The sequence below is a fragment of the Streptomyces sp. NPDC058464 genome, from assembly GCF_042721035.1.
Taxonomy (GTDB): Bacteria; Actinomycetota; Actinomycetes; order Streptomycetales; family Streptomycetaceae; genus Streptomyces.
Genome location: NZ_JBHXMA010000003.1, coordinates 188,149 through 212,411, shown reverse-complemented (window position 1 = coordinate 212,411; position 24,263 = coordinate 188,149). Strand labels below are relative to the sequence as shown.

Sequence of the window (24,263 nt, the reverse complement as noted above, 5' to 3'; positions counted from 1 at the left end):
TGCCGGCGAGCTGTATTTGGGATGTCCCCGACCACCCATGACCCTACCTCCCTGAGGCTCCCGCGGTGACATCCAGATGCCCCATACACGGCGAGGCGGCCCGTACCCGCCAGTAGGGGTACGGACCACCTCGGATCGAGGGTGGCATCACACCGTTTTGTCATGAAATGCCGACCCGTTTTTACCGTCCTTTCACTCGTTCGTGAGCGGGTCGGCTCACATGTCGAGTGCCGTCGGCATCAGTTGTCGAGTGCTGTCAACGCCTTCTTCACCAGAGCGGCACGATCGGCCGCGGAACTGACCTGTTCCAGGCCGAAACCGAGCAGCACGGTGCGGTCGGTGGTGACGGCGCCGTACGTCTTGAACAGCGCCCCGGTCCGCTCCCAGTCCTTGAGCACGGCCGGGCTGCCCGCGGGCGGTCCGGTGACGCTCCAGGACCCGAGGGAGGTCTCGAAGCCCTCGGTCTCGGTGGCCGTGCCGCCGACCACGAGCGAGGCGTCGTCGACGAGGACGCCGTGCCCGCCGGTGCTCGGGTCGGTGATGTAGCCGATGGAGATCTCGACGGACTTCCCGGCGTACGCGCTCAGGTCGAAGTTCACGGACTGCCAGCCCGCCGAGCTGCCGGTGAAGCTGTTCCAGGTGCCGCTGGTGCCGCTCGCCGTGCACTGGTTGTCCGCGATGGTCAGGTAGTGCTTGAGCCACGGGTGCTCGGTGATCAGGAAGCCGGCCCCGCACTCGCTCGGTACGGTGCTGCTGGTGGCGCCGCCCTTCTCGGGCAGGGTCGTCCAGTCGTCGCTGCCGACGACGTGCGCCTCGACGACCGCGTGGTCGTAGCCGGGTTCGGTGTCCCACAGCAGCTTGGCGCTGAGGGTCGGCTGCTGGGAGGCGGTGGCACCGGTGAGGTCGATGGTGCGGGTGAGGCGCTTGTAGGCGTCGTCGGTGTGGACGGCCGCGGCCATGTACGACCCGGAGTACGGCCCGTACGGGTTGACGGTCCCGGCGAACTGGCCCGCGCCCGCGCTGGCGAACTGGGGGTAGGTGTCGGGCGAGAGCTCGTCGGAGGTGACGGCGTACGTCCCGGCCTTGTCGAGCGGGTTGGCGGACGTGCCGCTCAGGGCTCCGTTGAAGCCGTCCAGCGTGCCGGAGCCGGTGAAGCCGGTGGCCCCGGGCGTCGACGTACGGGAGTAGGCACCCAGGTAGTACTGGCTGAAGTCGTTCGACGGGGTGCCGTCGCCGAGGTTCACGCTGCCGCCGGCCAGCTCGCCCGCCTCGACCAGCTTGCCGCCCTCGTTGAGGTAGGCGCGCAGCTGGAGCTGGGTGTCGTTGCCGGGGCCGCTCGTACCCGAGTAGTGAACGACCGTCTTGAAGTGCTTCAGCACGCCGAGCGCGTCGGGCGCGCCCTGGGTGGCGACGTCCCAGACGACCGCCTTGTGCCCGGCCGCCTTCAGCGCGTCGACATAGGTCTGCGCCTGGGTGGCCTTGGCGCCCTCCTCGGCGACCACCAGGGTGTCCGCCTTGGCCCGCTCGGCGACGGTGTACGTGAAGTGCGAGCTGGAGACCTTCTTGCCGCTCTTCGTCTCACCGGTGAACCACACCTCGACCTTGTCGCCCGGGTCGCCGTCCTTCACCTTGGCCCGGTACTCGTCGAAGTAGAGGTTGTCGTTGCCGCCGTACGTCTCGCCGCCCTTCCAGGCCTTGAGCGACCTGTCCTGCGTGCGGCCGCCGTTGACGCGGTACTTGAGCTCCTTGTCGCGGACCGCCTTGCGGACGACGACGGAGACCTCCTGGTCGGCGCCGCGCGAGTACGACGTGGCGAACGTCGCCGGGGTGAAGTCGGCGGCGCTCAGGTCGACCGAGGAGCTCGGCTGGTCGGGGTGGGCGGCGGTCTCGGCGACGGAGAGCGCGAAGGGGATGTTCTTCTCGAACTCGTCCTGGATCAGCTTCTCGTCGTCCGGGAAGTTGAAGACCGACTGGCAGTCGGCGGCGTTCCAGGCGTCGTTCGGGTCGATGTCCGAGGCCGTCTGGCAGGTCGACATCTCGGGGGTGAACATCGCCATGCCGTTGACGTTCGACGCGTGGCCGTCCGCCTCGCCGTTGGTCGTGTACAGCTCCGAGGAGACCTGCGAGTGGTAGCCGGGGATCGCCGGGTTGTCCGGGGTGCCGGCGAGCGCCTTGTAGAGGACGTCGTCCGGGGTCGGGGTGGCCACCTGCCAGCCGACGCCGTAGAGGAGGAGCTCGGCGGCGGAGTGGTAGTTGATGCCGTAGGTGAACCCGATCCGCTTCTCGAAGGCGTCCAGCGCCTTGGTCTCGGGCTCGGACTCGGGGCTCGCGCCGCGGTAGGTCTCGCTGGTGGGGTTGGGGGACGAGCCCTCGTCGTCGTAGCCCCACTTGTAGCCGAAGTTGCGGTTGAGGTCGACGCCGTCACCCGTGCTGATGACACCGTCACCGTTGACGTCCCGCAGGTTCTTGCGCCACAGGCGGGTGTCGGAGTTCTGGAAGGTGTAGTCGTAGCCGTCCGGGTTGGCGGACAGCACGAACCACAGTTCGGTCGAGTCGACGATCTTCTTGACGCGCTTGTCGGTGCCGTAGTTGTCCAGGTAGTAGTGCATCAGCCGGCGGGTCATCTCCGGCGTGATCCACTCGCGTGCGTGCTGGTTGGACAGGTACAGCACGGAGGGCTTGGAGCCGTCCTTCGACTTCTTCGCGCCCTTGGTCAGTTTGAGCGCGAGGATGTCCTGCCCGTCGACCGTCTTGCCGATGGACTCGACCTTGGTGAGACCGGGGTTGGCCTGCGCGGTGGCGAGGATCTCCGATTCGAGCCCGCCGCTGCCGCTGTACGGGCGGAACACGCCCTCCGAGGCGCCCTCGACCCGCGCCTCGGCCTTCGCCGACACCGTGTGCTCGGTGAGGCCGACACCCTGCTTCTCCAGCTTCTTCGCCTGCTGGTCGGTGAGGTACAGCTCGACTTCGGTCTTCCCGGATCCGGTGACCTGGTCGCCGAGCTCGTGGCCGTCCTGCCCGGCTTCGAGCAGGAGGGGAATCTGCTTCTTGGTGACGGCGGCGTGGAAGACCTTGACCTCGCCGGGGTCCGGCTTCCCCGAACTGCCGGTCTGCGCCTGCGCCATGGGTGCGAGTGCGGCTCCGCCGATCAGGAGCGCGCCGACAGCGAGGATCGATCTCGCCCTGTGTCTCATGTACCCCCCTAGCAGTGGTCCGCCACAGCGGCGAACTCATGCCAGGCTCATGACACTTCATGATCCAGTCAAGGGCGACTCACGGACAGTCGACGGTGGCTTAAAAAACACGCAAATGGCGGTGCCGACGACCGTTGCGGCCGTCGGCACCAGTGAGTTGACGGTGCCTCAGCCTGCGAGGTTGTCGGCCAGTTCCTCGGAGAGGTTGGCCTCGGTGCCCGGGATGCCCAGATCGGACGCACGCTTGTCGGCCATCGCGAGCAGACGGCGGATCCGGCCGGCGACGGCGTCCTTGGTGAGCGGCGGGTCGGCGAGCGCGCCCAGCTCCTCCAGGGAGGCCTGCTTGTGCTCCATGCGCAGCCGGCCGGCCGCCGCGAGGTGCTCGGGCACCTCGTCGGCGAGGATCTCCAGGGCGCGCTGGACCCTGGCCCCGGCGGCCACGGCCGCGCGGGCGGAGCGGCGCAGGTTGGCGTCGTCGAAGTTGGCGAGGCGGTTCGCGGTGGCGCGGACCTCGCGGCGCATCCGGCGCTCCTCCCAGGCCAGCACCGACTCGTGCGCGCCGAGGCGGGTCAGCAGCGCGCCGATCGCGTCACCGTCACGGACGACCACCCGGTCCACCCCGCGCACCTCACGGGCCTTCGCGGCGATGGACAACCGGCGGGCGGCGCCGACCAGCGCGAGCGCGGCCTCCGGGCCCGGGCAGGTCACCTCCAGGGAGGAGGAGCGGCCGGGCTCGGTCAGCGAGCCGTGCGCCAGGAAGGCGCCGCGCCAGGCCGCCTCGGCGTCACAGGTGGCCCCGGAGACGACCTGCGGGGGCAGGCCCCGGATCGGCCGGCCCCGGCCGTCCACCAGGCCGGTCTGGCGGGCCAGCTGGTCGCCGCCCGCCACCACCCGCACGACGTACCGGGAACCGCGGCGCAGCCCGCCGGGTGCCATCACGATCAGCTCGGAGCTGTGGCCGAAGATCTCCAGGATGTCCCGCTTGAGGCGCCGGGCCGCCATCGCGGTGTCCAGCTCCGCCTCGATCACGATGCGCCCGCTCACCAGGTGGAGGCCGCCCGCGAACCGCAGAATGGCGGAGACCTCCGCCTTCCGGCAGCAGGTCCGGGTGACGGGTAGCCGGGAGATCTCGTCCTTCACCGCTGCCGTCATCGCCATGGGCCGATCCTTCCATGCATCCGAAAAATACGGTCGTACGCGGCGGCCAACAGCTCCGGGTCGTGCCGGGGTGAACCGTCGGTCCGGGCCACGGGGCTCAGCTCGACCGCGGCTCCCAGCCGCTTGGCGGCCTCGGTGAGCGAGTCGCGGTCGGGCACGGCGGCCTCGTCGGCCAGCACCACGTCCAGGGCGAGTTTAGGGGCGTGTCGCCCCAAAACCTCCAAATGACGCTGCGGGGAGAAGCCCTCGGTTTCTCCCGGCTGCGGTGCCAGGTTCAGCGACAGGACCTTACGGGCCTTGGTCTCGGTGAGCGCGTCGAGCAGATCGGGGACGAGCAGGTGCGGGATCACCGACGAGAACCAGGACCCCGGGCCGAGCACCACCCAGTCCGCGTCCAGCACGGCCTCGACCGCCTCCGGCACGGCCGGCGGGTCGTGCGGCACCAGGTGCACGGACTGCACCTCACCGGGCGTGAGCGCCACGGTGGCCTGGCCCCGGACGATGTCCACCTCCTCGGGCCGCTCCGGGTCGTGCCCCTTGACCAGGGCCTGCAGCTCCAGCGGCACGGCGGACATCGGCAGCACGCGCCCGTGCGCGCCGAGCAGCCTGCCGACCAGGTCCAGGGCCTGGACGTGGTCGCCGAGCTGCTCCCACAGGGCGACGATCAGCAGATTGCCGACCGCGTGCTCGTGCAGGTCGCCCTTGGACTGGAAGCGGTGCTGGATGACCCGGGCCCAGGTCTGGCCCCAGTCGTCGTCACCGCACAGGGCGGCGAGGGCCTTGCGCAGATCACCCGGGGGAAGGACGCCCAGCTCGTCACGGAGACGCCCGCTGGACCCGCCGTCGTCGGCCACGGTGACGACGGCGGTGAGGTCGCCGGTGATCCGGCGCAGGGCTGCGAGCGAGGCGGACAGTCCCATGCCGCCGCCCAGGGCGACCACCTTGGGCTGGGCACCGCGGCGACGCGGCCGGGCGCCGCGGGCCTCGACGGGACGGCCCGCGCGGGACTCGGGCACCATCCGGCGCAGCCTGCTCAGCCGCGGAGTGCGCTCGGTCACTCGCGCCCCATGTCCCGGTGCACGACTACGGTCTCCACTCCCTCGGCGGCCAGGCGGGCGGCGAGCTTCTCGGACACGGCGACCGAGCGGTGCTTGCCGCCCGTGCAGCCGATGGCGATCGTCACATAGCGCTTGCCCTCACGCCGGTACCCGGTCGCGATCAGCCGCAGCAGCTCGGCGTACCTGTCGAGGAACTCCTTGGCGCCCGGCTGGTTGAAGACGTACGCCGACACCTCCTCGTTGAGGCCGGTGTACGGGCGCAGCTCGGGCACCCAGTGCGGGTTGGGCAGGAACCGCATGTCGGCGACCAGGTCGGCGTCGACCGGCAGGCCGTACTTGAAGCCGAACGACATCACCGTCGCCCGCAGCTCGGGCTCCTCGTCGCCGGCGAACTGGGCGTCCATCTTGGCGCGCAGCTCGTGCACGTTGAGGCTGGAGGTGTCGATCACCAGGTCGGCGTCGCCGCGCAGCTCGCGCAGCAGCTCCCGCTCGGCCGCGATGCCGTCGACGATCCGGCCGTCGCCCTGCAGCGGGTGCGGGCGGCGCACCGACTCGAAGCGGCGGACCAGGGCGTCGTCGGAGGACTCCAGGAAGACGATCCGGCGGGTGACGCTCCGGCTGTCCAGGTCGGCGAGGGACTCGCGCAGGTTGTCGAAGAAGCGCCTGCCGCGCACGTCGACCACGACCGCGATCCGCGCCACGTTGCCCTGGGAGCGGGCGCCCAGCTCGACCATGGTGGGGATGAGGGCCGGCGGGAGGTTGTCCACCACGAACCAGCCGAGGTCCTCCAGACACTTCGCCGCCGTCGAACGGCCGGCTCCCGACATGCCGGAGATGATCACCAGCTCGGGGATGGCCGCCTCGGGCACCCCGGCGGGGGTGACGTCCGTACTCACTTCTGCTCCGTTTTCCTGAACCGCTGCCGCTGTCGCTTCCGCTTCCTGCGGCTGATCCTGGCGGGCCTCGTTGTGCGTTCCCTGAGGCTCGCCCTGCGTTTCGCTGAACGCCGGATCTCGCTGTGCTGTGGGTTGTGCGTCGCGCTCGGTCATCTCTCCTGGCCCCGTCGATCGTCCGGGGCGCCCGCGGGTACGGGCTCCCCCGAGGCGTCCGCCGTCGTCTCGGGCGCCTCGTCTTCCCTGTCATCCATGATCTCTCCGGTCGCCGTGTTCACGGCGGGTGCGGCCGGGGCCGCCTGGGCGAGGGCCACGGCGATGGTCTCGGCCGTCTTGCGGCCTATCCCGGGCACTTCCTGGATCTGCTCGATTGTGGCGGACCGCAGCTTCTTCACCGAGCCGAAATGCTTGATCAACGCCTGTTTACGGGTTTCGCCGAGGCCCGGTACGTCGTCCAGGGGGCCGGCGCGGAAGCGCTTGGCCCGCCTGGTGCGCTGGTAGGTGATGGCGAAGCGGTGCGCCTCGTCACGGACGCGCTGGAGGAGGTAGAGGCCCTCGCTGGTGCGGGGCAGAACCACCGGATCGTCGTCCTCGGGCAGCCAGACCTCTTCGAGGCGCTTGGCGAGGCCGCAGACGGCGATGTCGTCGATACCGAGCTCGTCGAGCGCCCGCTTGGCGGCGGCGACCTGCGGCCGGCCGCCGTCGACGACCACGAGCTGGGGCGGGTAGGCGAACTTCCTGGGGCGGCCGTCCTCGTCCTTGAAACCGTTGCGGGAGCCGGCGTCGGGGTCGGTTCCGGTTTCCGTTCCGGTTTCGGAGGGGGTGGGGGTGTCCGGGTCCGCGAGGGTCTCCTCGGCGCCGTCCTCCAGCCACTCGCCGGTCCGCTCCTTCTCCGCGAGGTAGCGGCGGAAGCGGCGGGTGATCACCTCGTGCATCGAGCGCACGTCGTCCTGGCCGGCGAAGCCCTTGATCTGGAAGCGGCGGTACTCGCTCTTGCGCTGCAGGCCGTCCTCGAAGACGACCATGGAGGCCACCACGTCATCGCCCTGCAGGTGCGAGATGTCGTAGCACTCGATGCGCAGCGGGGCGCTGTCCAGGTCCAGGGCGTCGGCGATCTCCTCCAGCGCGCGCGAGCGGGTGGTGAGGTCGGAGGCGCGCTTGGTCTTGTGCAGGGCGAGCGACTGCTGCGCGTTGCGCTGCACGGTCTCCATCAGGGCCTTCTTGTCGCCGCGCTGCGGGATGCGCAGCGAGACATTGGCCCCGCGGCGGCCGGTGAGCCACTCCTGGACCGGCTCGACCGGCTCGGGCAGCGCCGGGACCAGCACCTCCTTGGGGACGGCGTCCCCGGTCTCCTCGCCGTAGAGCTGCTGGAGGGCGTGCTCGACGAGAGCACCGGTGGTGACGTCCTCCACCTTGTCCGTCACCCAGCCGCGCTGGCCGCGCACGCGTCCGCCGCGCACGTGGAAGATCTGGACGGCCGCCTCCAGCTCGTCCTCCGCGACGGCGATGAGGTCGGCGTCGGTCGCGTCGGCGAGCACGACCGCGTTCTTCTCCATGGCCTTCTTCAGTGCCTCGATGTCGTCGCGCAGCCGGGCGGCCCGCTCGTACTCCATCTCCTCGGCGGCCTCCGTCATCTGCTTCTCCAGACGGCGGAGGTAGGTGCCGGTGCGGCCCGCCATGAAGTCGCAGAACTCCTCGGCCAGTTCGCGGTGCTCCTCCGGCTCGACCCGGCCGACGCAGGGGGCCGAGCACTTGCCGATGTAGCCGAGCAGACAGGGGCGGCCGGTGCGGGCGGCGTTCTTGAACACCCCGGCCGAGCAGGTGCGCACCGGGAACACGCGCAGCAGCAGGTCGACGGTGTCCCGGATCGCCCACGCGTGGCCGTACGGCCCGAAGTAGCGCACACCCTTCTTCTTGTGACCGCGCATCACCTGGACCCGCGGGAACTCCTCGTTCATCGTCACCGCGAGGTACGGGTAGCTCTTGTCGTCGCGGTACTTCACGTTGAACCGGGGGTCGTACTCCTTGATCCAGGAGTACTCCAGCTGGAGCGCCTCGACCTCCGTGGACACCACGGTCCACTCCACGGACGCCGCGGTGGTGACCATCGTCCGGGTGCGGGGGTGCATGCCCGCCAGGTCCTGGAAGTAGTTCGCCAGGCGCTGGCGCAGGCTCTTCGCCTTCCCGACGTAGATCACCCGGCGGTGCTCGTCACGGAACCTGTACACCCCGGGAGAGTCCGGGATCTGTCCCGGCTTGGGGCGGTAGCTGGAGGGGTCGGCCATGTCTCACACCCTACTGGCGAGCACCGACACCGCGACGAGCCTGTGGACAACCGTCCACGGGACGGACGGGCCGACTGGCATCTCGGAGACGGAGCCGACGGGACGGAGGGGTCGCATGCCCAGGGGCCGCAGGCCGGCGAGAGCAGTGGTGGGCGGTGGGCCGGTGGCAGCTGCCCGCTGCTCGTAGCCTGCCGCCTGCCGCCTGCCGCCTGCCGCCTGCCGCCTGCCGCCTGCCAGGAAAGCGGATCGCGGAATCGGACACCTCGGTGGCATCGCGAGTCACTCCGGCACCCCACGCACGCGGGACGGGTTCGCGACCGGTGCGGAGCCGCTGAGCCCCTCGTGACGGATCTTGCCCGGCTTCCTCCGGAAATCGGCGCCTCCTCCACGAACGATCTCCGGTCTCCTGGCCGACGGCGGCACGGCCGCACCCGCACGATCCCGCCGGTCACGGGGGCGCGCCTCGGCCAGGTGAGTTCTCCCGGCCGGCCGAAGGTGTTGTCGGGGATTGGTCAACACGCTTCAATGCGGGGGAACTCGGGGCCGTGAGCGACGGCCTGCGGACGCGGCGTGCCCAGGTGCGGCCGCCCCGGCGCCGACGGGGTGGCCCCGAACCGCGTCAACGGCCTGACCAGCCGTTGCACCCCCCAACAGAGAGGCCCCCTGCATGCGGCACGGCATACAGCACGCGGACGTCGCCACCGCGGAACTGGACTCGGCCCTGCGCGGCGGACCCTTCCACGTGGCCCTGCGCGCCGCGATCGCCGCCCGTGGGCTGCCGCTCCAGCGCGTGCAACACCATCTGTCGCGCTACGGCGTAAAAGTGGGCGTCACCAGCCTGAGCTACTGGCAGCAGGGCGCCCGCCGCCCGCAGCGCCCGGAGTCGCTGCGTGCCGTCCGCGCACTGGAGGAGATCCTCCAGCTCCCGGACGAGTCCCTGATCCGGCTGCTCGCCGAGACCGACCAGGATCCGGCGGTGCGCCGCCCCGCCACCCGCTCGTACCGCTCGCTGATCGAGGCCTGCGACGCCCTGGACGGGCTGCAGGCCGAGCTCGGCTGGTCCCTCGACGGCGGCCTGCACACCCTGGGACACCACGAGCGGGTGCGGATCGGCGCCCACCGTGAACTGGCCGCCCGAGAGTCCCAGCACATCGTGCGCGCCCACCGGGACGGCGTCGACCGCTTCGTGGCCGTCCACCACGGCGACCCCGGCTGCGCCCCGCAGCACATGACCGTGCACGCGCTGGAGAACTGCCGCGCGGGACGCGTCCGTTCGGACCAGGAGACCGGCCTCCTCGTCGCCGAACTCCTCTTCGGCACCCGGCTGCGCTCCGGCGACACCTTCCTCTTCCGCTACGCCGTCGAGGACGGCACGGCCGGTGTCTCACGCGAGTACGTCCGCAGTTTCGGCTTTCCCGGCGGCCAGTACACCCTTCAGGTGCGCTTCGCCGCCGACGCGCTGCCGACCCGCTGCCACCGGTTCGCCCAGCACTCGGCGGCGGCCCCGCGCAGCGGTCGGCAGACCCTGCCGCTGAGCGGGCTGCACCGCTCCGTCCACTTGGTCGAGCCCCGGGTACGGCCGGGCCTCCTGGGGATCGGCTGGGACTGGGAATGAACCTGCGCTGAGCCCGCCCCCTCCCGGATCAGGCGCCGGGGCCCGCCACGATCCGACCGTTCGACGCCTTCACCGGCAGTTCGTTCAACGGCTCGGTGGCCGGCGACCGCACCACTTTCCCGGTCGCGGCGTCGAACTCGCTGCCGTGGCAGGGGCAGACCAGGGTCGTGCCCTGGAGCTTGTTGATCGGGCACCCCGCGTGCGTGCAGATCGTGCTGTACGCCTTCAGCCCGCCGTCGGCGGACCGGCTGACGACCACGTTGTGCTCCCGGTAGAGCCGGGCGCCACCCTTGGCGACCTCGCTGTCGGCCCCGAGGTCGAGCGGCGCGGTCGGTGTGGCCTCGGTCGTGGCCCCAGCACCGGGCGCCTTGCAGGCGGCTGCGCCCAGTCCGGCGACCGATGTGACGGCCGCTCCGCGCAGGACGGTACGGCGGCTCGCGGACGGGCGGGCGGTCACAAGGGGCTCCCGATGGCCTGGTGGATTGGGACGGTGCGGGACGGTGCGGGACGGTGCGGGACGACACTACCTGGGCGGATCGTCCCGCTTCGGGGTGGGGTGGGGTACCGGGCGAGGGGGTCGGCGGCTCGCCGGACAGGACGTAAACGCTTGCGTAAGCGTTTACGCAGCCGTGCCCCATGGGGTAGCTTCCCGGCCGAAGGCCCCACGGCAGTCCGAGCGGAACCGGCAGTCCGCGCGGGAACCAGGGAGCCCTTGCCCAGGGCGGGAAGCGACGAGGGGAGCCCCCATGCCCACCATGGCCGACGTCGCCCGGAGCGCCGGTGTCTCCGTGGCGACCGTCTCCCATGTGCTGAACGAGACCCGCCCGGTGCTGCCCCACACCCGCCAGGCCGTGCTCGACGCCATCGAGCTGCTGGGTTACACGCCCAACACCCTCGCCCGCTCCCTGGTGACCAGCCGCACCCGCTCCATCGGGCTCGCGGTGTCGGCGATCAGCAACCCCTACTTCACGGAGATCCTCCAGGGCGTCGAGGCCGCTGCCCTGGAACACGGCTACAGCCTGCTCATCGCCGACCCGCACGACGACCCCGAGCACGAACACAAAGTCGTCCAGCTCCTCCACGAACGCCGCGTCGACGGCCTGATCGTCGCCCCTTCCGCCGACCCGCGCGCGCTCCTCGGCTACCTCGGCCGTCATGCCGTACCGACCGTCCTCCTCGACCGGGTCATCGACGGCCGCGCGGACACCGCCCCGCCCTTCGACCAGGTCTGTGCCGAGAACACCGAGCCCATGGCCCGGCTCGTCACCCACCTCGCAGGTCTCGGGCACCGCCGGATCGGCCTGGTCGCGGGGCTGCCCGGGCTGAGCACCACCGGCGAGCGGGTCATCGGCTACCGGCAGGGGCTGGCCTCGGCCGGGTCGGCCTTCGACGAGGACCTGGTCATCCCCGGCAACTCGGAATCCGCGGGCGCGGAGCAGGCCACTGCCGCCCTGCTGTCACTCGCCGACCCGCCCACGGCGCTCGTCACCGCCAACAACGCGATGACCATCGGTGCCCTGCGCACCCTGCGCGCGCAGGGCCTCTCCGTACCGGACGACATCGCTCTGTGCTGTTTCGACGACTTCGCCTGGGCCGACCTCTTCTCGCCCCGGCTCACCGCCATTGCCCAGCCCAGCAGGGAGCTCGGCGCCGAGGCGGTCCGGGTACTCCTCGAACGGCTGGCGGCCCCCGACCGGCCCGCCCGGACGGTACGACTCCCCTGCACCTTCGTGCACCGGACGTCGTGCGGGTGCCGGGAGGGGGACGGTGAGACACCGACAGCCAGCCGGGTGGCGCGGTCCGAGCGGCCCAGTCGCCCCGTGCACCCCGTGCACCTTCAGAAAGGATCTCTCTCATGATCGTCGTCGCCGGTGAAGCACTGATCGATCTGGTACCGCAGGGCACGGGCGCCCTGGCGGCCCTGCAGCCGGCGCTCGGCGGCGGCCCGTACAACACGGCCGTGGCCCTCGGCCGACTCGGCTCCCCCACCGCGTTCTGCTCCCGCGCTTCCCACGACGCCTTCGGCGAGGCCCTGCTGGACGGGCTGCGGCGGGCGGGTGTGGACGTCTCTCTCGTGGGGCGCGGACCGGAACCGACCACCCTCGCGGCCGCGACGATCGACCCGCGGGGCTCCGCCTCGTACTCCTTCTACGTCGAGGGCACCGCCGACCGCCTGTTCACCGCCCCCGCCGGCCTGCCCGCCACCACCCGCGCCGTGTCCTTCGGCACGCTCTCGCTCGTCCTGGAACCGGGGGCGAGCGCCTACGAGGAGCTGATGCGTGACGCGGCCGGGCAGGGCCTGTTCACCGCACTCGACCCGAACATCCGGGCGGGTCTGATCGCGGATCCGGACGCCTACCGGGCGCGTTTCAAGAGCTGGCTGCCCTCGGTGACCCTCCTCAAGCTCTCGGAGGAGGACGCGCTGTGGCTGGGCGGCACTCCGCACGAATGGCTGGCGGCGGGCCCCTCGGCCGTGGTGATCACCCACGGCGGTGACGGTCTCAGCGCCTTCACCCGCGACGGCACCGTGTACGCCGTCCCGGGCGAGGAGGTCGCCGTCGTGGACACGATCGGCGCCGGTGACACGGTGAACGCGGCTCTGCTGCACGGTCTGGCCGCCCAGGACGCGCTCACCCCCGAGGCGCTCCTGGGACTGGGCGCGGACGGCTGGACGAGGCTGCTGCGATTCGCGGCGCGGGCTGCGGCGATCACGTGCTCGCGGGCGGGTGCGGAGCCGCCGTACGCCTCCGAACTCGGAGAGCTGTCTCTCTGATCTTTTCTGATCTTCTCTGATCTCGCTGTTGAGGAGTCAAGGTCCGTCGTGGCCGCGGGAATCGGGCGGCTGATGTTGGAACGAGCGGTGCCCCGAGGGAAGTTCCCGCGGGGCACCGTACTTTTCTGGATTTGTCCGAACCGGCCGTCCTAGAGCCTCAGGCCTTGCGGGCCCGCGTCGTCCTCTTCGCGGGCGTGGCCTTCTTCGTGGCTCCGGCCGCTTTCTCCGTGACCGTGCCGTCGGCGGCCGTGACGGTCGCCGTCTTCCTCGCGGTCGACTTCGCCGCAACCGTCTTCTTCGCGGGGGCCGCCTTCTTCGCCGCCGTCCTGCGCGGGGCCTTGACCGAGCTGGCGTCGCTGATGCGGTCGGCGCCGAGGATCTCGCGCAGGAACTTGCCGGTGTGGCTGGCCGGGACGGCGGCGACCTCCTCGGGCGTACCCTCCGCGACGACGAGTCCGCCGCCGGCACCGCCCTCCGGACCCATGTCGACGACCCAGTCCGCGGTCTTGATCACGTCGAGGTTGTGCTCGATGACGATGACCGTGTTGCCCTTGTCGACCAGGCCCCCGAGGACCTTCAGCAGCTTGCTGATGTCCTCGAAGTGGAGACCGGTGGTCGGCTCGTCGAGGACGTAGACCGTGCGCCCGGTGGAGCGCTTCTGCAGTTCGCTGGCGAGCTTCACACGCTGCGCCTCACCGCCGGACAGGGTGGTGGCGGACTGGCCGAGGCGGACGTAGCCGAGGCCGACGTCCTTGAGCGTGTTCAGGTGACGGGCGATCGACGGGACGGCCTCGAAGAAGCCCGTGGCCTCCTCGATCGGCATGTTCAGGACCTCGGAGATGGACTTGCCCTTGTAGTGGACCTCCAGGGTCTCCCGGTTGTACCGGGCGCCGTGGCAGACCTCGCACGGGACGTAGACGTCCGGGAGGAAGTTCATCTCGATCTTGATGGTGCCGTCGCCCGCGCAGTTCTCGCAGCGGCCGCCCTTGACGTTGAAGGAGAAGCGGCCCGGCAGGTAGCCGCGGACCTTCGCCTCGGTGGTCTCGGCGAACAGCTTGCGGATGTGGTCGAAGACGCCGGTGTACGTCGCCGGGTTCGATCGCGGGGTGCGGCCGATGGGCGACTGGTCGACGTGCACGACCTTGTCCACGAGGTCGTCGCCGTCCACTCGCGTGTGCCGGCCGGGGACGTTCCGCGCGCCGTTCAGCTCGCGGGCCAGGTGCGTGTACAGGATGTCGTTGACCAGCGTCGACTTGCCGGAGCCGGACACGCCCGTGACGGCCGTGAACACTCCCAGCGGGAAGGACACATCGATGTCCTGGAGGTTGTTCTCCCGGGCGCCGTGCACGGTGAGCCGACGGGACGGGTCCTGCGGGCGGCGGATGTCGGGCAGCGGGATCGACTTCCTGCCGGACAGGTACTGGCCGGTCTGCGACTCCTCGTTGACGAGCAGCTCCTTCAGGGAGCCGCTGTGCACGACCTTGCCGCCGTGCTCGCCGGCGCCGGGGCCGATGTCGACGACCCAGTCGGCGACCTTGATGGTGTCCTCGTCGTGCTCGACGACGATGAGCGTGTTGCCCATGTCGCGCAGCCGGACCAGGGTCTCGATCAGCCGGTGGTTGTCACGCTGGTGCAGGCCGATCGACGGCTCGTCGAGGACGTACAGGACGCCGACGAGACCGGAGCCGATCTGGGTGGCCAGGCGGATGCGCTGGGCCTCGCCGCCGGAGAGGGTGCCGGCCGCGCGGTTCAGCGAGAGGTAGTCCAGGCCGACGTCGACCAGGAACCGCAGCCGCTCGTTGACCTCCTTGAGCACGCGCTCGGCGATCTTCTTGTCGCGCGCGTTGAGCTTGAGCTCGCCCAGGAAGTCCGCGCAGTCGCTGATGGACATCCCGGAGACCTCGGCGATCGACTTCTCCATGATCGTGACCGCGAGGACGATCGGCTTGAGGCGGGTGCCCTGGCAGGTGGGGCAGGGCACCTCGCGCATGTAGCCCTCGAAGCGCTCGCGGCTGGCGTCGCTCTCGGACTCGCTGTGCCGGCGCTTGACGAACGGCACGGCGCCCTCGAAGGGCGTGGTGTACACGCGCTCGCGTCCGTACCGGTTGCGGTAGCGGACCTCGATCTGGGTCTTGTGGCCGTAGAGCAGGGCCTTCTTGGCGCGCTGCGGCAGCCCGGCGAACGGGATGTCGGTGCGGAATCCCAGCGCGTCGGCGAGGGCGCCGATCAGGCGGCCGAAGTAGTCCTTGGTGTGGCCGTGCGACCAGGGGTGGATGGCACCCTCGTCGAGCGACTTGTCCTCGTCCGGGACGATCAGCTCCGGGTCGACCTCCATGCGCGTGCCGATGCCGGTGCACTCGGGGCAGGCGCCGAAGGGCGAGTTGAAGGAGAAGGAGCGGGGCTCCAGCTCCTCGAAGGACAGGTCGTCGTACGGGCAGTACAGGTGCTCCGAGTACATGCGCTCGCGCTCGGGGTCGTCCTCGGGGAGGTCGACGAAGTCGAGCACGACCATGCCGCCGGACAGGCCGAGCGCGGTCTCCACGGAGTCGGTGAGGCGGCGCTTCGCGGTGTCCTTCACCGTGAGGCGGTCGATGACCACCTCGATGGTGTGCTTCTCCTGCTTCTTCAGCGCCGGCGGGTCGGAGAGCTGGATGGTCTCGCCGTCCACGCGCGCACGTGAGTAGCCCTTGGTCTGGAGGTCGGCGAAAAGGTCGACGAACTCGCCCTTGCGCTCGCGCACCAGCGGCGAGAGCACCTGGAAGCGGCTCCCCTCCGGGAGCTCCAGGACCTTGTCCACGATGGCCTGCGGCGACTGGCGCGAGATCGGGCGGCCGCACTCGGGGCAGTGCGGCTTGCCGATGCGCGCGAAGAGCAGCCGCAGGTAGTCGTAGACCTCGGTGATGGTGCCGACCGTCGAGCGCGGGTTGCGCGAGGTCGACTTCTGGTCGATGGACACCGCCGGGGACAGGCCCTCGATGAAGTCCACGTCCGGCTTGTCCATCTGCCCGAGGAACTGGCGGGCGTACGAGGAGAGCGACTCCACGTAGCGACGCTGGCCCTCGGCGAAGATCGTGTCGAAGGCCAGGGAGGACTTGCCCGACCCGGACAGGCCCGTGAAGACGATGAGCGAGTCACGAGGCAGGTCGAGCGAGACATTCTTGAGGTTGTGCTCGCGCGCGCCACGGACGATGAGACGGTCGGCCACAGCCGGTCCGCACCTTTCTTGAGAGAAGTGACAGGGGCAGGGCCCCGTGCTTCTTCAGACTAGGGGGAGCCACTGACAACGCCGGTCGGATTCCTGGATGCATCAACAATCCCGGACCATCCAGCATGCCCGACGCCGCCACCGACGATATAGCACGCGCATTCGATTTACGGAGCCCGCGCGAAACCTTCACCCGAAGGTGTGGCGGGGCTACTGTCAGCCCCATGATTGATCACGCTCATGACCTGGCGTCTGTACACGAAGCGACCGAACGGCTCCTCACCGCAGTCGCCGCACTGGACAACGCGGCCGGCGCGCGACCGTCACGGCTGCCGGGCTGGACGGTCGGCCATGTCCTGGCCCACCTCGCCCGCAACGCGGACGCGCTCGGCAACGTCCTGGACGGACGTCGCATGTACGCCTCCGCCGAGGCACGGGACGCCGACATCGAGCGTGACGCACCGCGCGCGCTCGGCGTCCAGCTCGACGACCTGCGCGAGAGCCACGCCGGGTTCCGGGCCCGGGCGGCCGAGCCCGCGGACTGGACGCGCACGGTGGAGCTGCGCAACGGGGTCACCGACATCGCCGCCAGGGTGCCGTTCCGCCGCTGGGCCGAGGTCGAGCTGCACCATGTCGACCTCGGGATCGGGTACGAGCTGGAGGACCTGCCTCAGGAGTTCACCGAGCGGGAGATCGACTTTCTCGCGGACCGCTTCGGCGGGCACCCGGAGGTCCCGTCGACCGGGCTGCGCAGCGACAGCGGCCGGGTCTGGACGACGGGCGGCGGCGCGGCCGGGGACCCGATCGCGGTCGAGGGGTCCGCCGCCGACCTGCTGGGCTGGCTCGCCGGCCGCCGCGACGGCTCGGCCCTGGTCGTGAAGGGCGGCGCCCTGCCCGCGCTGCCGCCGCTGTAACGCGCGTGCAGCGCGCGGCACATCGGCGCCCGCTCCCCGCTATAGGCTGACGACCATGACGTACAGCGGAGAGGTGACGGTCGGCGGACCGGCGGACGTGCACGAGCTCAAGGACCTGATGATCACCAAGATCGCGGTCGGGCCGATGGACAACAACGCCTATCTGCTGCGCTGCCGCGCCACCGACGAGCAACTGCTGATCGACGCGGCCAACGACGCGGAGACACTCCTCGGCATGATCGGTGACGACGGCATCGCGTCCGTCGTCACCACGCACCAGCACGGTGACCACTGGCAGGCGCTGGCCGAGGTCGTCGCCGCCACCGGCGCGCGGACGTACGCGGGCCGGGAGGACGCCCCTGGCATCCCGGTCACCACCGACGTCCTCGTGGGCGACGGCGACGTGATCCGGGTCGGCCGGGTCGAACTGACCGCCCGCCATCTGGTCGGCCACACCCCGGGCTCCATCGCCCTGGTCTACGACGACCCGCACGGCCATCCGCACGTCTTCACCGGGGACTGCCTCTTCCCGGGCGGTGTCGGCAACACGCGCAAGGACCCGAAGGCCTTCGCCAGCCTGATCCACGACGTCGAGACGAGGATCTTCGACGTCCTGCCGGACGAGACCTGGGTGTACCCGGGACACGGCAACGACACCACGCTGGGCACGGAGCGCCCGCACCTGCCGGAGTGGCACGCGCGCGGGTGGTGAGCGCGGGCGCGAGTGGTGAGTGCAGGCGTGGGTGGTGAATGCGGGCGCGCGTGCCTTCACGCGCGCCCCGTGTGAACGGTTCGCACGCGCCGGGCTCCAGCGCACGCTCCCCGCGCGCGCTGTCGCGCAGTCAACTGGTGGCAGCCCCGCACAGGATGACGGCTCCTGCGCGGTACGGGCCGCCGGTCATCATTCCCCGCCCTCGACCGGCGGCCCCGGCGTGTCCGCTCCCCCACGCGCAACGTTCACAAGACCGCAACACCCGTTCCCAGCATGCGGACAAATACCCTCTTGACCTGGACAAACGCGGCGTTCGCTGTCACTCTCCCGCCATGCACCCTGCCCCGAGCGCACTGCGTCGCGCTGTCGCCACCGCCACCATAGCCCTGCTCGCCACCGCCGTCGGCTGTGCTCCGCAGCCGGAGGACAAGGCGTCCGACGCGTCCTCCTCGTCGGCCGGAGCCACCTGCGCCAAGGGCGGACTGGCCACCAAGACCACCGGCAAGCTGACGATCGCGACGGACGAACCGGCGTACGAGCCCTGGTTCAAGGACGACAAGCCGGCCAACGGCGAAGGCTTCGAGTCGGCTGTCGCCTACGCCGTGGCGAAGCAGCTCGGGTACGACAAGAGCGCGGTCGTCTGGCAGAGCGTCCCGTTCAACAAGGCGTTCGCGCCCGGGGTGAAGACCTTCGACTTCGACATCAACCAGGTGTCCATCAGCACCGAGCGCAAGAAGGCCGTGGACTTTTCGTCCGGCTACTACGACGTGCGCCAGGCCGTCATCGCGCTCAAGGGCAGCAAGGCCGCGAAGGCGACGAGCATCGCCGGTCTCAAGGGGCTCAAGCTGGGCGCGCAGGTCGGAACGACGAGCCTCGACTACATCACCGACGTGGTGAAGCCGTCGCAGGAGCCCGCCGTGTACGCCAAGAACGACCAGGCCAAGTCGGCGCTGAAGAACGGCCAGGTGGACGCGATCGTCACCGACCTGCCGACCGCCTTCTACATCACCGCGGCCGAGGTGACGGACGCGAAGATCGTGGGCCAGTTCGAGAACCAGGGCGGCACGCCCGAGCAGTTCGGCCTGGTCCTCGACAAGGGCAGCGACCTCACCTCGTGCGTGACCGGCGCTGTCGACGCGCTGCGCAAGGACGGCACGCTGGCGAAGCTGGAGAAGCAGTGGCTCTCCGACGCCGTCGACGCCCCGGTGCTGAAGTGACCGTCACGAAGGACGAGTCCGGCCAGGAGGACGCGGACGACAAGGGCGACATGCCGGCCGGCGCCCCGCAGGGCGCCCCGGACGACGGCTACACGCCCTCCGCACGGCGGCTGGAGCGGGAGCGCTACCGGCGTTCCCGCGCCCGCCGGGCCACCGCGATCGCCGCGCTCTCGACGCTGGTCACGGCGGCCGTGCTCTACCTGGTCGTCGTCAGCGCACCCGGCTGGCCGCGCACCAAGGAGACGTTCTTCAACGGGCAGTACGCGCGCGAGGCGTTGCCGAAGGTCCTCGAAGGACTGTGGCTGAACGTCCGGCTCCTGGTCGTCTGCGGTGCCGCCGTACTGGTCCTCGGCATGCTGATCGCCATCGCGCGCACGCTGCGCGGACCGGTGTTCTTCCCGCTGCGGGCGCTGGCGGCCGCGTACACCGACTTCTTCCGGGGGCTGCCGCTGATCATCAACCTGATGATCGTGGTCCTGGGCGTCCCGGCGCTCCGCCTGCAGGGCGTGACGGTCGATCCGGTGCTGCTGGGCGGTACGGCGCTGACGCTGACGTACTCCGCCTACGTCGCCGAGGTGTTCCGCGCCGGCATCGAGTCCGTCCACCCCTCGCAGCGCGCGGCGGCCCGCTCGCTCGGCCTCACCAACCGGCAGGCGCTCCGCCACGTCGTACTCCCCCAGGCGGTACGGCGTCAGGTGCCGCCGCTGCTGAACGACCTGGTGTCGCTCCAGAAGGACACCGGTCTGGTGTCGATCGGCGGCGCGATCGACGCCGTACGGGCGGCGGACATCATCGTCGGCCGCAGTCTCAACTACACGCCGTACATCGTCGCCGGGCTGGTCTTCGTGGCGCTGACCATCCCGATGACCCGCTTCACGGACTGGGTGACGGCCCGCATGGACCGGCAGCGCGCCCAGGGAGGATCCATATGAGCGACGCGCCTGTCCTGCGCATGGAGTCCGTCCGCAAGGCGTTCGGGGACTCGGTCGTCCTGCGGGACGTCGACCTGGAGGTCGCCCCGCACACGGTGACGGCTCTGATCGGCGCCTCCGGGTCCGGCAAGTCGACGTTGCTGCGCTGCGCCAACCTCCTGGAGGAGATCGACGACGGCGCGATCTGGCTGGACGGCGAGGAGATCACCGACCCGCGCGCCGACCAGGATGCGGTGCGCCGCCGTATCGGCGTGGTGTTCCAGGCGTACAACCTCTTCCCGCACATGACCGTGCTGGACAACATCACCCTGGCGCCGCGGCGGGTGCACGGCGTCGCCCGCGTGGAGGCCGAGGAGCGGGCCAGGGAACTGCTGGAGCGCCTCGGGCTGGGCGACAAGGCGGGCGCCTACCCCGACCGGCTGAGCGGCGGTCAGCAGCAGCGGGTGGCGATCGTGCGCGCCCTGGCCGTGCGGCCCCGGCTGCTGCTGCTCGACGAGATCACGGCCGCCCTGGACCCGGAACTGGTGGGCGAGGTGCTCACCGTCGTCCGTGATCTGAAGGGCGAGGGGATGACCATGGTGCTGGCGACGCACGAGATGGGCTTCGCCCGGGACGTCGCCGACCAGATCTGCTTCCTCGACGGCGGCGTGGTACTCGAACGCGGCACGGCCGAGCAGGTGTTCGGCGATCCGCAGCAGGAGCGCACCCGGCGCTTCCTGCGGCGGATCGTGGAGGCCGGACGGCTCTGAGGAGCTATGCGTCCGCGGTCGCGGCGCCGACCAGCGCCGCCACCCGCTCCACGCCGAACGCATAGCCCTGCACGCCGCATCCGGCGATCACTCCGTCGGCGCGCAGGGAGACGTAGGAGTGGTGCCGGAACGACTCGCGCTTGTGGATGTTGGAGATGTGGACCTCCAACACCGGCATGCCGTCACAGGTGTTGAGGGCATCCAGGATGGCGACCGAGGTGTGCGAGTAGGCGCCCGGGTTGATGACGATCCCGCAGTGGTTGAGGCGTGCCTCGTGGATCCAGTCGACCAGTTCGCCCTCGTGGTTGGACTGCCGGAAGTCCACCGTGCCACCGTGCGCGGCCGCCGCCTTGACGCACAGGCCCTCGATGTCGGCGAGTGTGTCGGAGCCGTAGATCTCGGGCTGGCGCTGCCCGAGCAGGTTCAGGTTGGGCCCGTTGAGGATCATGATCGGGGCGTTGGCCAGGGTGCGGGGCACGATTCCTCCGGTCCGTGGGACATCCGTGGGACATCCATGGGAAAGGCGTACGGCCCGGGAAGGACCGCTGCTCGGTCCGGTGTATCACGGTACGCGGCGGCTCCCGTGCGGGGCGTCTCACCACCGTGCGCCCCCGTAACCCATGATCACCCCGGGTAGTTGACGGAGCATGCACGATGCACGCACCGTAAGGGCCCCCTCGATGCCACGGCTGGCGGCCGCCTCGCTCGCCGGGACCGCGATCGAGTTCTACGACTTCTTCGCCTACGGGACGGCAGCGGCGCTCGTCCTGGGGCCGCTGTTCTTCCCGACGTTCTCACCGCTCGCGGGGACGCTCGCGGCGTTCGGGACGTTCGGTGTGGGGTTCGTGGCCCGGCCGCTGGGCTCGGTGCTGTTCGGGCACCTCGGGGACCGGCGCGGCCGGCGTCCGGTCCTGGTCGCGTCCCTGCTGCTGACCGGTGCCTCGACGGTCGCCGTCGGGTGCGTGCCGACGTACGGCTCGATCGGCATGGCCGCTCCCGTACTGCTGCTGGTGCTGCGCTTTCTGCAGGGGCTGGGGGTCGGCGGGGAGTGGGGCGGTGCGGTGCTGCTGACCGCGGAGCACGCGCCCGCCGGGCGGCGCGCCCTGTGGTCGAGCTTTCCGCAGATCGGTCCGGCCATCGGCTTCCTCCTCGCCAACGGCGTGATGCTGGCCCTGTCGGCGTCCCTGACGGACGCCCAGTTCGCGCAGTGGGGGTGGCGGGTGCCGTTCTGGGCGGCCGGGGCGCTGGCGCTGGGCGGGCTGTGGCTGCGTTCGTCGCTCGCCGAGAGTCCGCAGTTCCTGGAGATCGACGATCCCGCGCGCATGCCGTTCGCCGAGGTCGTCCGGCACCACTGGCGGCTGGTGCTGCTGACGGCGGGGGCGCTCGCGATCGGGTACGCGGTGTTCTACGCGGTGACGACCTGGTCGCTGGCGTACGGGACGGAGCGGCTCGGGGTGAGCCGTACCGTCATGCTGACCTGTGTCATGGCCGCCGTCGTGGTGAAGGGGTCGCTCACGCCCGTGATGGCCCTGCTGGGCGACCGCTACGGGCGCAAGCCGCTCTGCCTGGCGGGGTGCACGGCCTCGGCGCTGTGGATGTTCCCGATGGTCGCGCTGCTCGCCACCGGTCAGCCGCTGCTCATGTTCCTCGGGTTCACCGGTGCTCTGGTCGCCTTCATCACCATGTTCGCGGTGATCGCCGCCTACCTGCCCGAGCTCTACGAGCCCCGGGTGCGCTGCACCGGTGCCGCCGTCGGCTACAACCTCGGCGGGGTCCTCGGGGGCGCGCTGACGCCGATCGTGGCGACGGCGCTGGCGGAGCACGGCGGGCGCGTGCCGTGGGCCGTGGGGGCGTATCTGACGGCGATCGCCCTGCTGAGCCTGGGATGCTTCGCGCTGCTGCCGGAGACGCGTCCGGTGCCGGTGGCGTCGGTCGAGCCGGTCGCCGGGTGAGGGCGTGCCGACCGGCTACGGGTTGATCGCCAGTTCCAGGTAGGCGGCGAACAGCACCAGATGGACGCCGCCCTGCAGCGGCGTGGCCCGGCCCGGCACCACGGTCAGGGAGCTGACCACCACGGTCAGCGCGAGCAGCAGCATGTGGGTGGCGCTCAGGCCGAGGACGAGGGGGCCGGAGAGCCAGATGGAGGCGAGGGCCACGGCGGGGATGGTCAGGCCGATGCTCGCCATGGCCGAACCGAGCGCCAGGTTGAGGCTGGTCTGCACCCGGTCGCGGCGGGCCGAGCGCAGGGCGGCGATGGTCTCGGGGAGCAGCACGAGCAGTGCGATGACCACACCGACGACGGCCTGGTGCAGGCCGGCCGCCGCGACGCCCGACTCGATCGTCGGCGACACTCCCTTGGCCAGTCCGACGACCCCGACGAGAGCGAGCCCGAGCAGGCCGAGGCTGGTCCAGGCGGCGCGCGCGGACGGGGCCGCGGCGTGGTCCTCGGCGGTGATCACCTCGCCCTGCCGGGTGATCGGCAGGAAGTAGTCGCGGTGCCGCACGGTCTGGGTGGCCACGAACAGGCCGTACAGGATCAGTGACGACAGAGCCGCGAAGGTCAGCTGGACGCCGGAGAACTCCGGGCCCGGTCTGCTGGTGGTGAAGGTCGGCAGCACCAGGCTGAGCGTGGCCAGGGTGGCCACGGTCGCCAGCGCGGCGCCGGTGCCCTCGGGGTTGAAGACCGCGGTGCCGTGGCGGAGCGAGGCGACGAGGAGACAGAGGCCGACGATGCCGTTGCAGGTGATCATCACGGCGGCGAAGACGGTGTCCCGGGCCAGGGTGGAGCTCTTGGCGCCGCCGTCGGCCATGAGGGTGACGATCAGGGCGACCTCGATGATCGTGACGGCGATGGCGAGGACCAGCGAGCCGAAGGGTTCGCCGACCCGGTGGGCCACCACCTCGGCATGGTGGACGGCGGCGAGGACCGATCCGGCGAGGACCACGGTCACCAGCGCGACGACCGCGCCGGGCAGACTACGGCCCCAGGTGAACAGGAGCAGGACGACCGCGAGCACCGGCACGAGGAGCGTCCACTGGGTGGTGAGCGACCTGGGCCGAGTGATCATGCAGCGATGGTGGCAGAGGCGTACAGGCTTCGCATTCCGGTCCTTTCTGGCTCCGGGGGCCGGCCGCCGGCGCGGCGCGACCCCCGGGTCATGGTCGTACGGGTGCGGTCGGGCGGGCGGTTACGTGAAGTCGGTCAGGTCCACGACGTCACAGTCGGTGAAGGACGGCGGCCGGGTACACAGGGCGGCCATCTGCTCGGCGAACTTGCTCGTCTCGGGGTCGTCGCTGTTCTGCATGGCCTCCTCGTAGGAGTTGAACTCGATCACGCCGAGGTAGTGGCCGGACCGGCTCCGGTCCTTGAGGATCAGACGGCGCGTGGGGCTGTTCTCGCGGCCGGCGAGCCTGCTGCCCATCTCGTCGGCGAGGGCCTTCATCTCGTCGATGCGGTCGGTCTCGAAGTCGATGATCTGGACGAATGTCACGGTTGCCTCCACCGGGCGGCGGCGCCCCCGGACCGGGGACGTTCCGCCACCCAACGAAGCAGCCTCA

General features: G+C 70.8%; 19 protein-coding genes. 9 read left to right on the top strand and 10 right to left on the bottom strand.

The genetic code is table 11. The features are described 5' to 3' along the window. Positions 1 to 239: 239 nt before the first annotated feature. The 5 genes from ACFWPQ_RS06040 to uvrC form a co-directional block, all read right to left on the bottom strand. Positions 240 to 3,194, bottom strand: coding sequence for a M14 family zinc carboxypeptidase (locus ACFWPQ_RS06040; RefSeq protein ID WP_384030393.1), 2,955 nt, complete (start codon positions 3,192 to 3,194; stop codon positions 240 to 242). A gap of 168 nt (positions 3,195 to 3,362) precedes the next feature. Next, positions 3,363 to 4,352 carry a DNA-binding protein WhiA gene (gene whiA, locus ACFWPQ_RS06035; protein WP_089100932.1) on the bottom strand — a complete coding sequence of 330 codons (990 nt, stop codon included), beginning with the start codon at positions 4,350 to 4,352 and terminating at the stop codon, positions 3,363 to 3,365. Then, on the bottom strand, positions 4,343 to 5,410 hold the full coding sequence (gene yvcK, locus ACFWPQ_RS06030; protein ID WP_384030391.1) for a uridine diphosphate-N-acetylglucosamine-binding protein YvcK: 1,068 nt from the start codon (positions 5,408 to 5,410) through the stop codon (positions 4,343 to 4,345). The genes whiA and yvcK overlap by 10 nt, the downstream gene beginning before the upstream one ends. Further along, complete coding sequence (gene rapZ / locus ACFWPQ_RS06025; protein ID WP_384030389.1) at positions 5,407 to 6,459, bottom strand: RNase adapter RapZ; 1,053 nt, start codon at positions 6,457 to 6,459, stop codon at positions 5,407 to 5,409. Before rapZ ends, yvcK begins: the two co-directional genes overlap by 4 nt. After that, entirely contained in the window at positions 6,456 to 8,588 is a 2,133-nt protein-coding gene (uvrC, locus tag ACFWPQ_RS06020; RefSeq protein WP_384030387.1) for an excinuclease ABC subunit UvrC, read from the bottom strand. The genes rapZ and uvrC overlap by 4 nt, the downstream gene beginning before the upstream one ends. Before the next feature lie 667 nt (positions 8,589 to 9,255). On the opposite strand from uvrC, the gene ACFWPQ_RS06015 reads away from it, so the two are divergent. Further along, positions 9,256 to 10,203, top strand: a complete 948-nt coding sequence (locus tag ACFWPQ_RS06015) for a hypothetical protein (RefSeq protein ID WP_384030385.1) — start codon at positions 9,256 to 9,258, stop codon at positions 10,201 to 10,203. Positions 10,204 to 10,231: 28 nt separating this feature from the next. On the opposite strand, the gene ACFWPQ_RS06010 is transcribed toward ACFWPQ_RS06015, so the two are convergent. Next, positions 10,232 to 10,660 carry a Rieske 2Fe-2S domain-containing protein gene (locus ACFWPQ_RS06010; RefSeq protein ID WP_384030383.1) on the bottom strand — a complete coding sequence of 143 codons (429 nt, stop codon included), beginning with the start codon at positions 10,658 to 10,660 and terminating at the stop codon, positions 10,232 to 10,234. 289 nt (positions 10,661 to 10,949) lie between these two features. Here ACFWPQ_RS06010 and ACFWPQ_RS06005 point away from each other — a divergent pair, with 289 nt between their 5' ends. Further along, the gene (locus tag ACFWPQ_RS06005; RefSeq protein WP_384030381.1) at positions 10,950 to 12,062 is read left to right on the top strand and encodes a LacI family DNA-binding transcriptional regulator; all 1,113 of its coding nucleotides are present in this window, start codon (positions 10,950 to 10,952) and stop codon (positions 12,060 to 12,062) included. Beyond that, positions 12,059 to 12,976, top strand: coding sequence for a carbohydrate kinase (locus tag ACFWPQ_RS06000; RefSeq protein WP_384030379.1), 918 nt, complete (start codon positions 12,059 to 12,061; stop codon positions 12,974 to 12,976). Before ACFWPQ_RS06005 ends, ACFWPQ_RS06000 begins: the two co-directional genes overlap by 4 nt. Before the next feature lie 157 nt (positions 12,977 to 13,133). Here ACFWPQ_RS06000 and uvrA read toward each other — a convergent pair whose 3' ends face one another. Then, positions 13,134 to 16,181 carry an excinuclease ABC subunit UvrA gene (gene uvrA, locus ACFWPQ_RS05995; RefSeq protein WP_384030377.1) on the bottom strand — a complete coding sequence of 1,016 codons (3,048 nt, stop codon included), beginning with the start codon at positions 16,179 to 16,181 and terminating at the stop codon, positions 13,134 to 13,136. Positions 16,182 to 16,405: 224 nt separating this feature from the next. Here uvrA and ACFWPQ_RS05990 point away from each other — a divergent pair, with 224 nt between their 5' ends. From ACFWPQ_RS05990 to ACFWPQ_RS05970, 5 genes are all read left to right on the top strand, one after another. After that, a complete protein-coding gene (locus tag ACFWPQ_RS05990) occupies positions 16,406 to 17,095 on the top strand; it encodes a maleylpyruvate isomerase family mycothiol-dependent enzyme (RefSeq protein WP_384030375.1) in 690 nt (229 codons plus the stop codon). A 55-nt stretch (positions 17,096 to 17,150) separates the two neighbouring features. Next, positions 17,151 to 17,807, top strand: a complete 657-nt coding sequence (locus ACFWPQ_RS05985) for an MBL fold metallo-hydrolase (protein ID WP_089100942.1) — start codon at positions 17,151 to 17,153, stop codon at positions 17,805 to 17,807. 332 nt (positions 17,808 to 18,139) lie between these two features. Next, positions 18,140 to 19,024 carry an ABC transporter substrate-binding protein gene (locus tag ACFWPQ_RS05980; protein ID WP_384030373.1) on the top strand — a complete coding sequence of 295 codons (885 nt, stop codon included), beginning with the start codon at positions 18,140 to 18,142 and terminating at the stop codon, positions 19,022 to 19,024. Further along, complete coding sequence (locus ACFWPQ_RS05975) at positions 19,021 to 19,956, top strand: amino acid ABC transporter permease (protein WP_384030371.1); 936 nt, start codon at positions 19,021 to 19,023, stop codon at positions 19,954 to 19,956. The genes ACFWPQ_RS05980 and ACFWPQ_RS05975 overlap by 4 nt, the downstream gene beginning before the upstream one ends. Further along, complete coding sequence (locus tag ACFWPQ_RS05970; protein WP_384030369.1) at positions 19,953 to 20,705, top strand: amino acid ABC transporter ATP-binding protein; 753 nt, start codon at positions 19,953 to 19,955, stop codon at positions 20,703 to 20,705. The genes ACFWPQ_RS05975 and ACFWPQ_RS05970 overlap by 4 nt, the downstream gene beginning before the upstream one ends. 4 nt (positions 20,706 to 20,709) lie before the next feature. Here the strand turns inward: ACFWPQ_RS05970 and aroQ are convergent, their stop codons facing one another. After that, positions 20,710 to 21,183 (bottom strand): type II 3-dehydroquinate dehydratase, encoded by a 474-nt coding sequence (aroQ, locus tag ACFWPQ_RS05965; protein WP_384030367.1) that lies wholly within the window; start codon positions 21,181 to 21,183, stop codon positions 20,710 to 20,712. Positions 21,184 to 21,385: 202 nt separating this feature from the next. Here aroQ and ACFWPQ_RS05960 point away from each other — a divergent pair, with 202 nt between their 5' ends. Continuing rightward, positions 21,386 to 22,657 (top strand): MFS transporter, encoded by a 1,272-nt coding sequence (locus ACFWPQ_RS05960; protein ID WP_384030365.1) that lies wholly within the window; start codon positions 21,386 to 21,388, stop codon positions 22,655 to 22,657. A gap of 15 nt (positions 22,658 to 22,672) precedes the next feature. Here ACFWPQ_RS05960 and ACFWPQ_RS05955 read toward each other — a convergent pair whose 3' ends face one another. Both ACFWPQ_RS05955 and ACFWPQ_RS05950 read right to left on the bottom strand, forming a co-directional pair. Then, positions 22,673 to 23,773: a calcium:proton antiporter gene (locus ACFWPQ_RS05955; protein ID WP_384030363.1), complete on the bottom strand. Its 1,101-nt coding sequence runs from the start codon at positions 23,771 to 23,773 to the stop codon at positions 22,673 to 22,675. 120 nt (positions 23,774 to 23,893) lie between these two features. Next, entirely contained in the window at positions 23,894 to 24,196 is a 303-nt protein-coding gene (locus ACFWPQ_RS05950; protein ID WP_384030361.1) for a hypothetical protein, read from the bottom strand. Between the last annotated feature and the right edge of the window lie 67 nt (positions 24,197 to 24,263).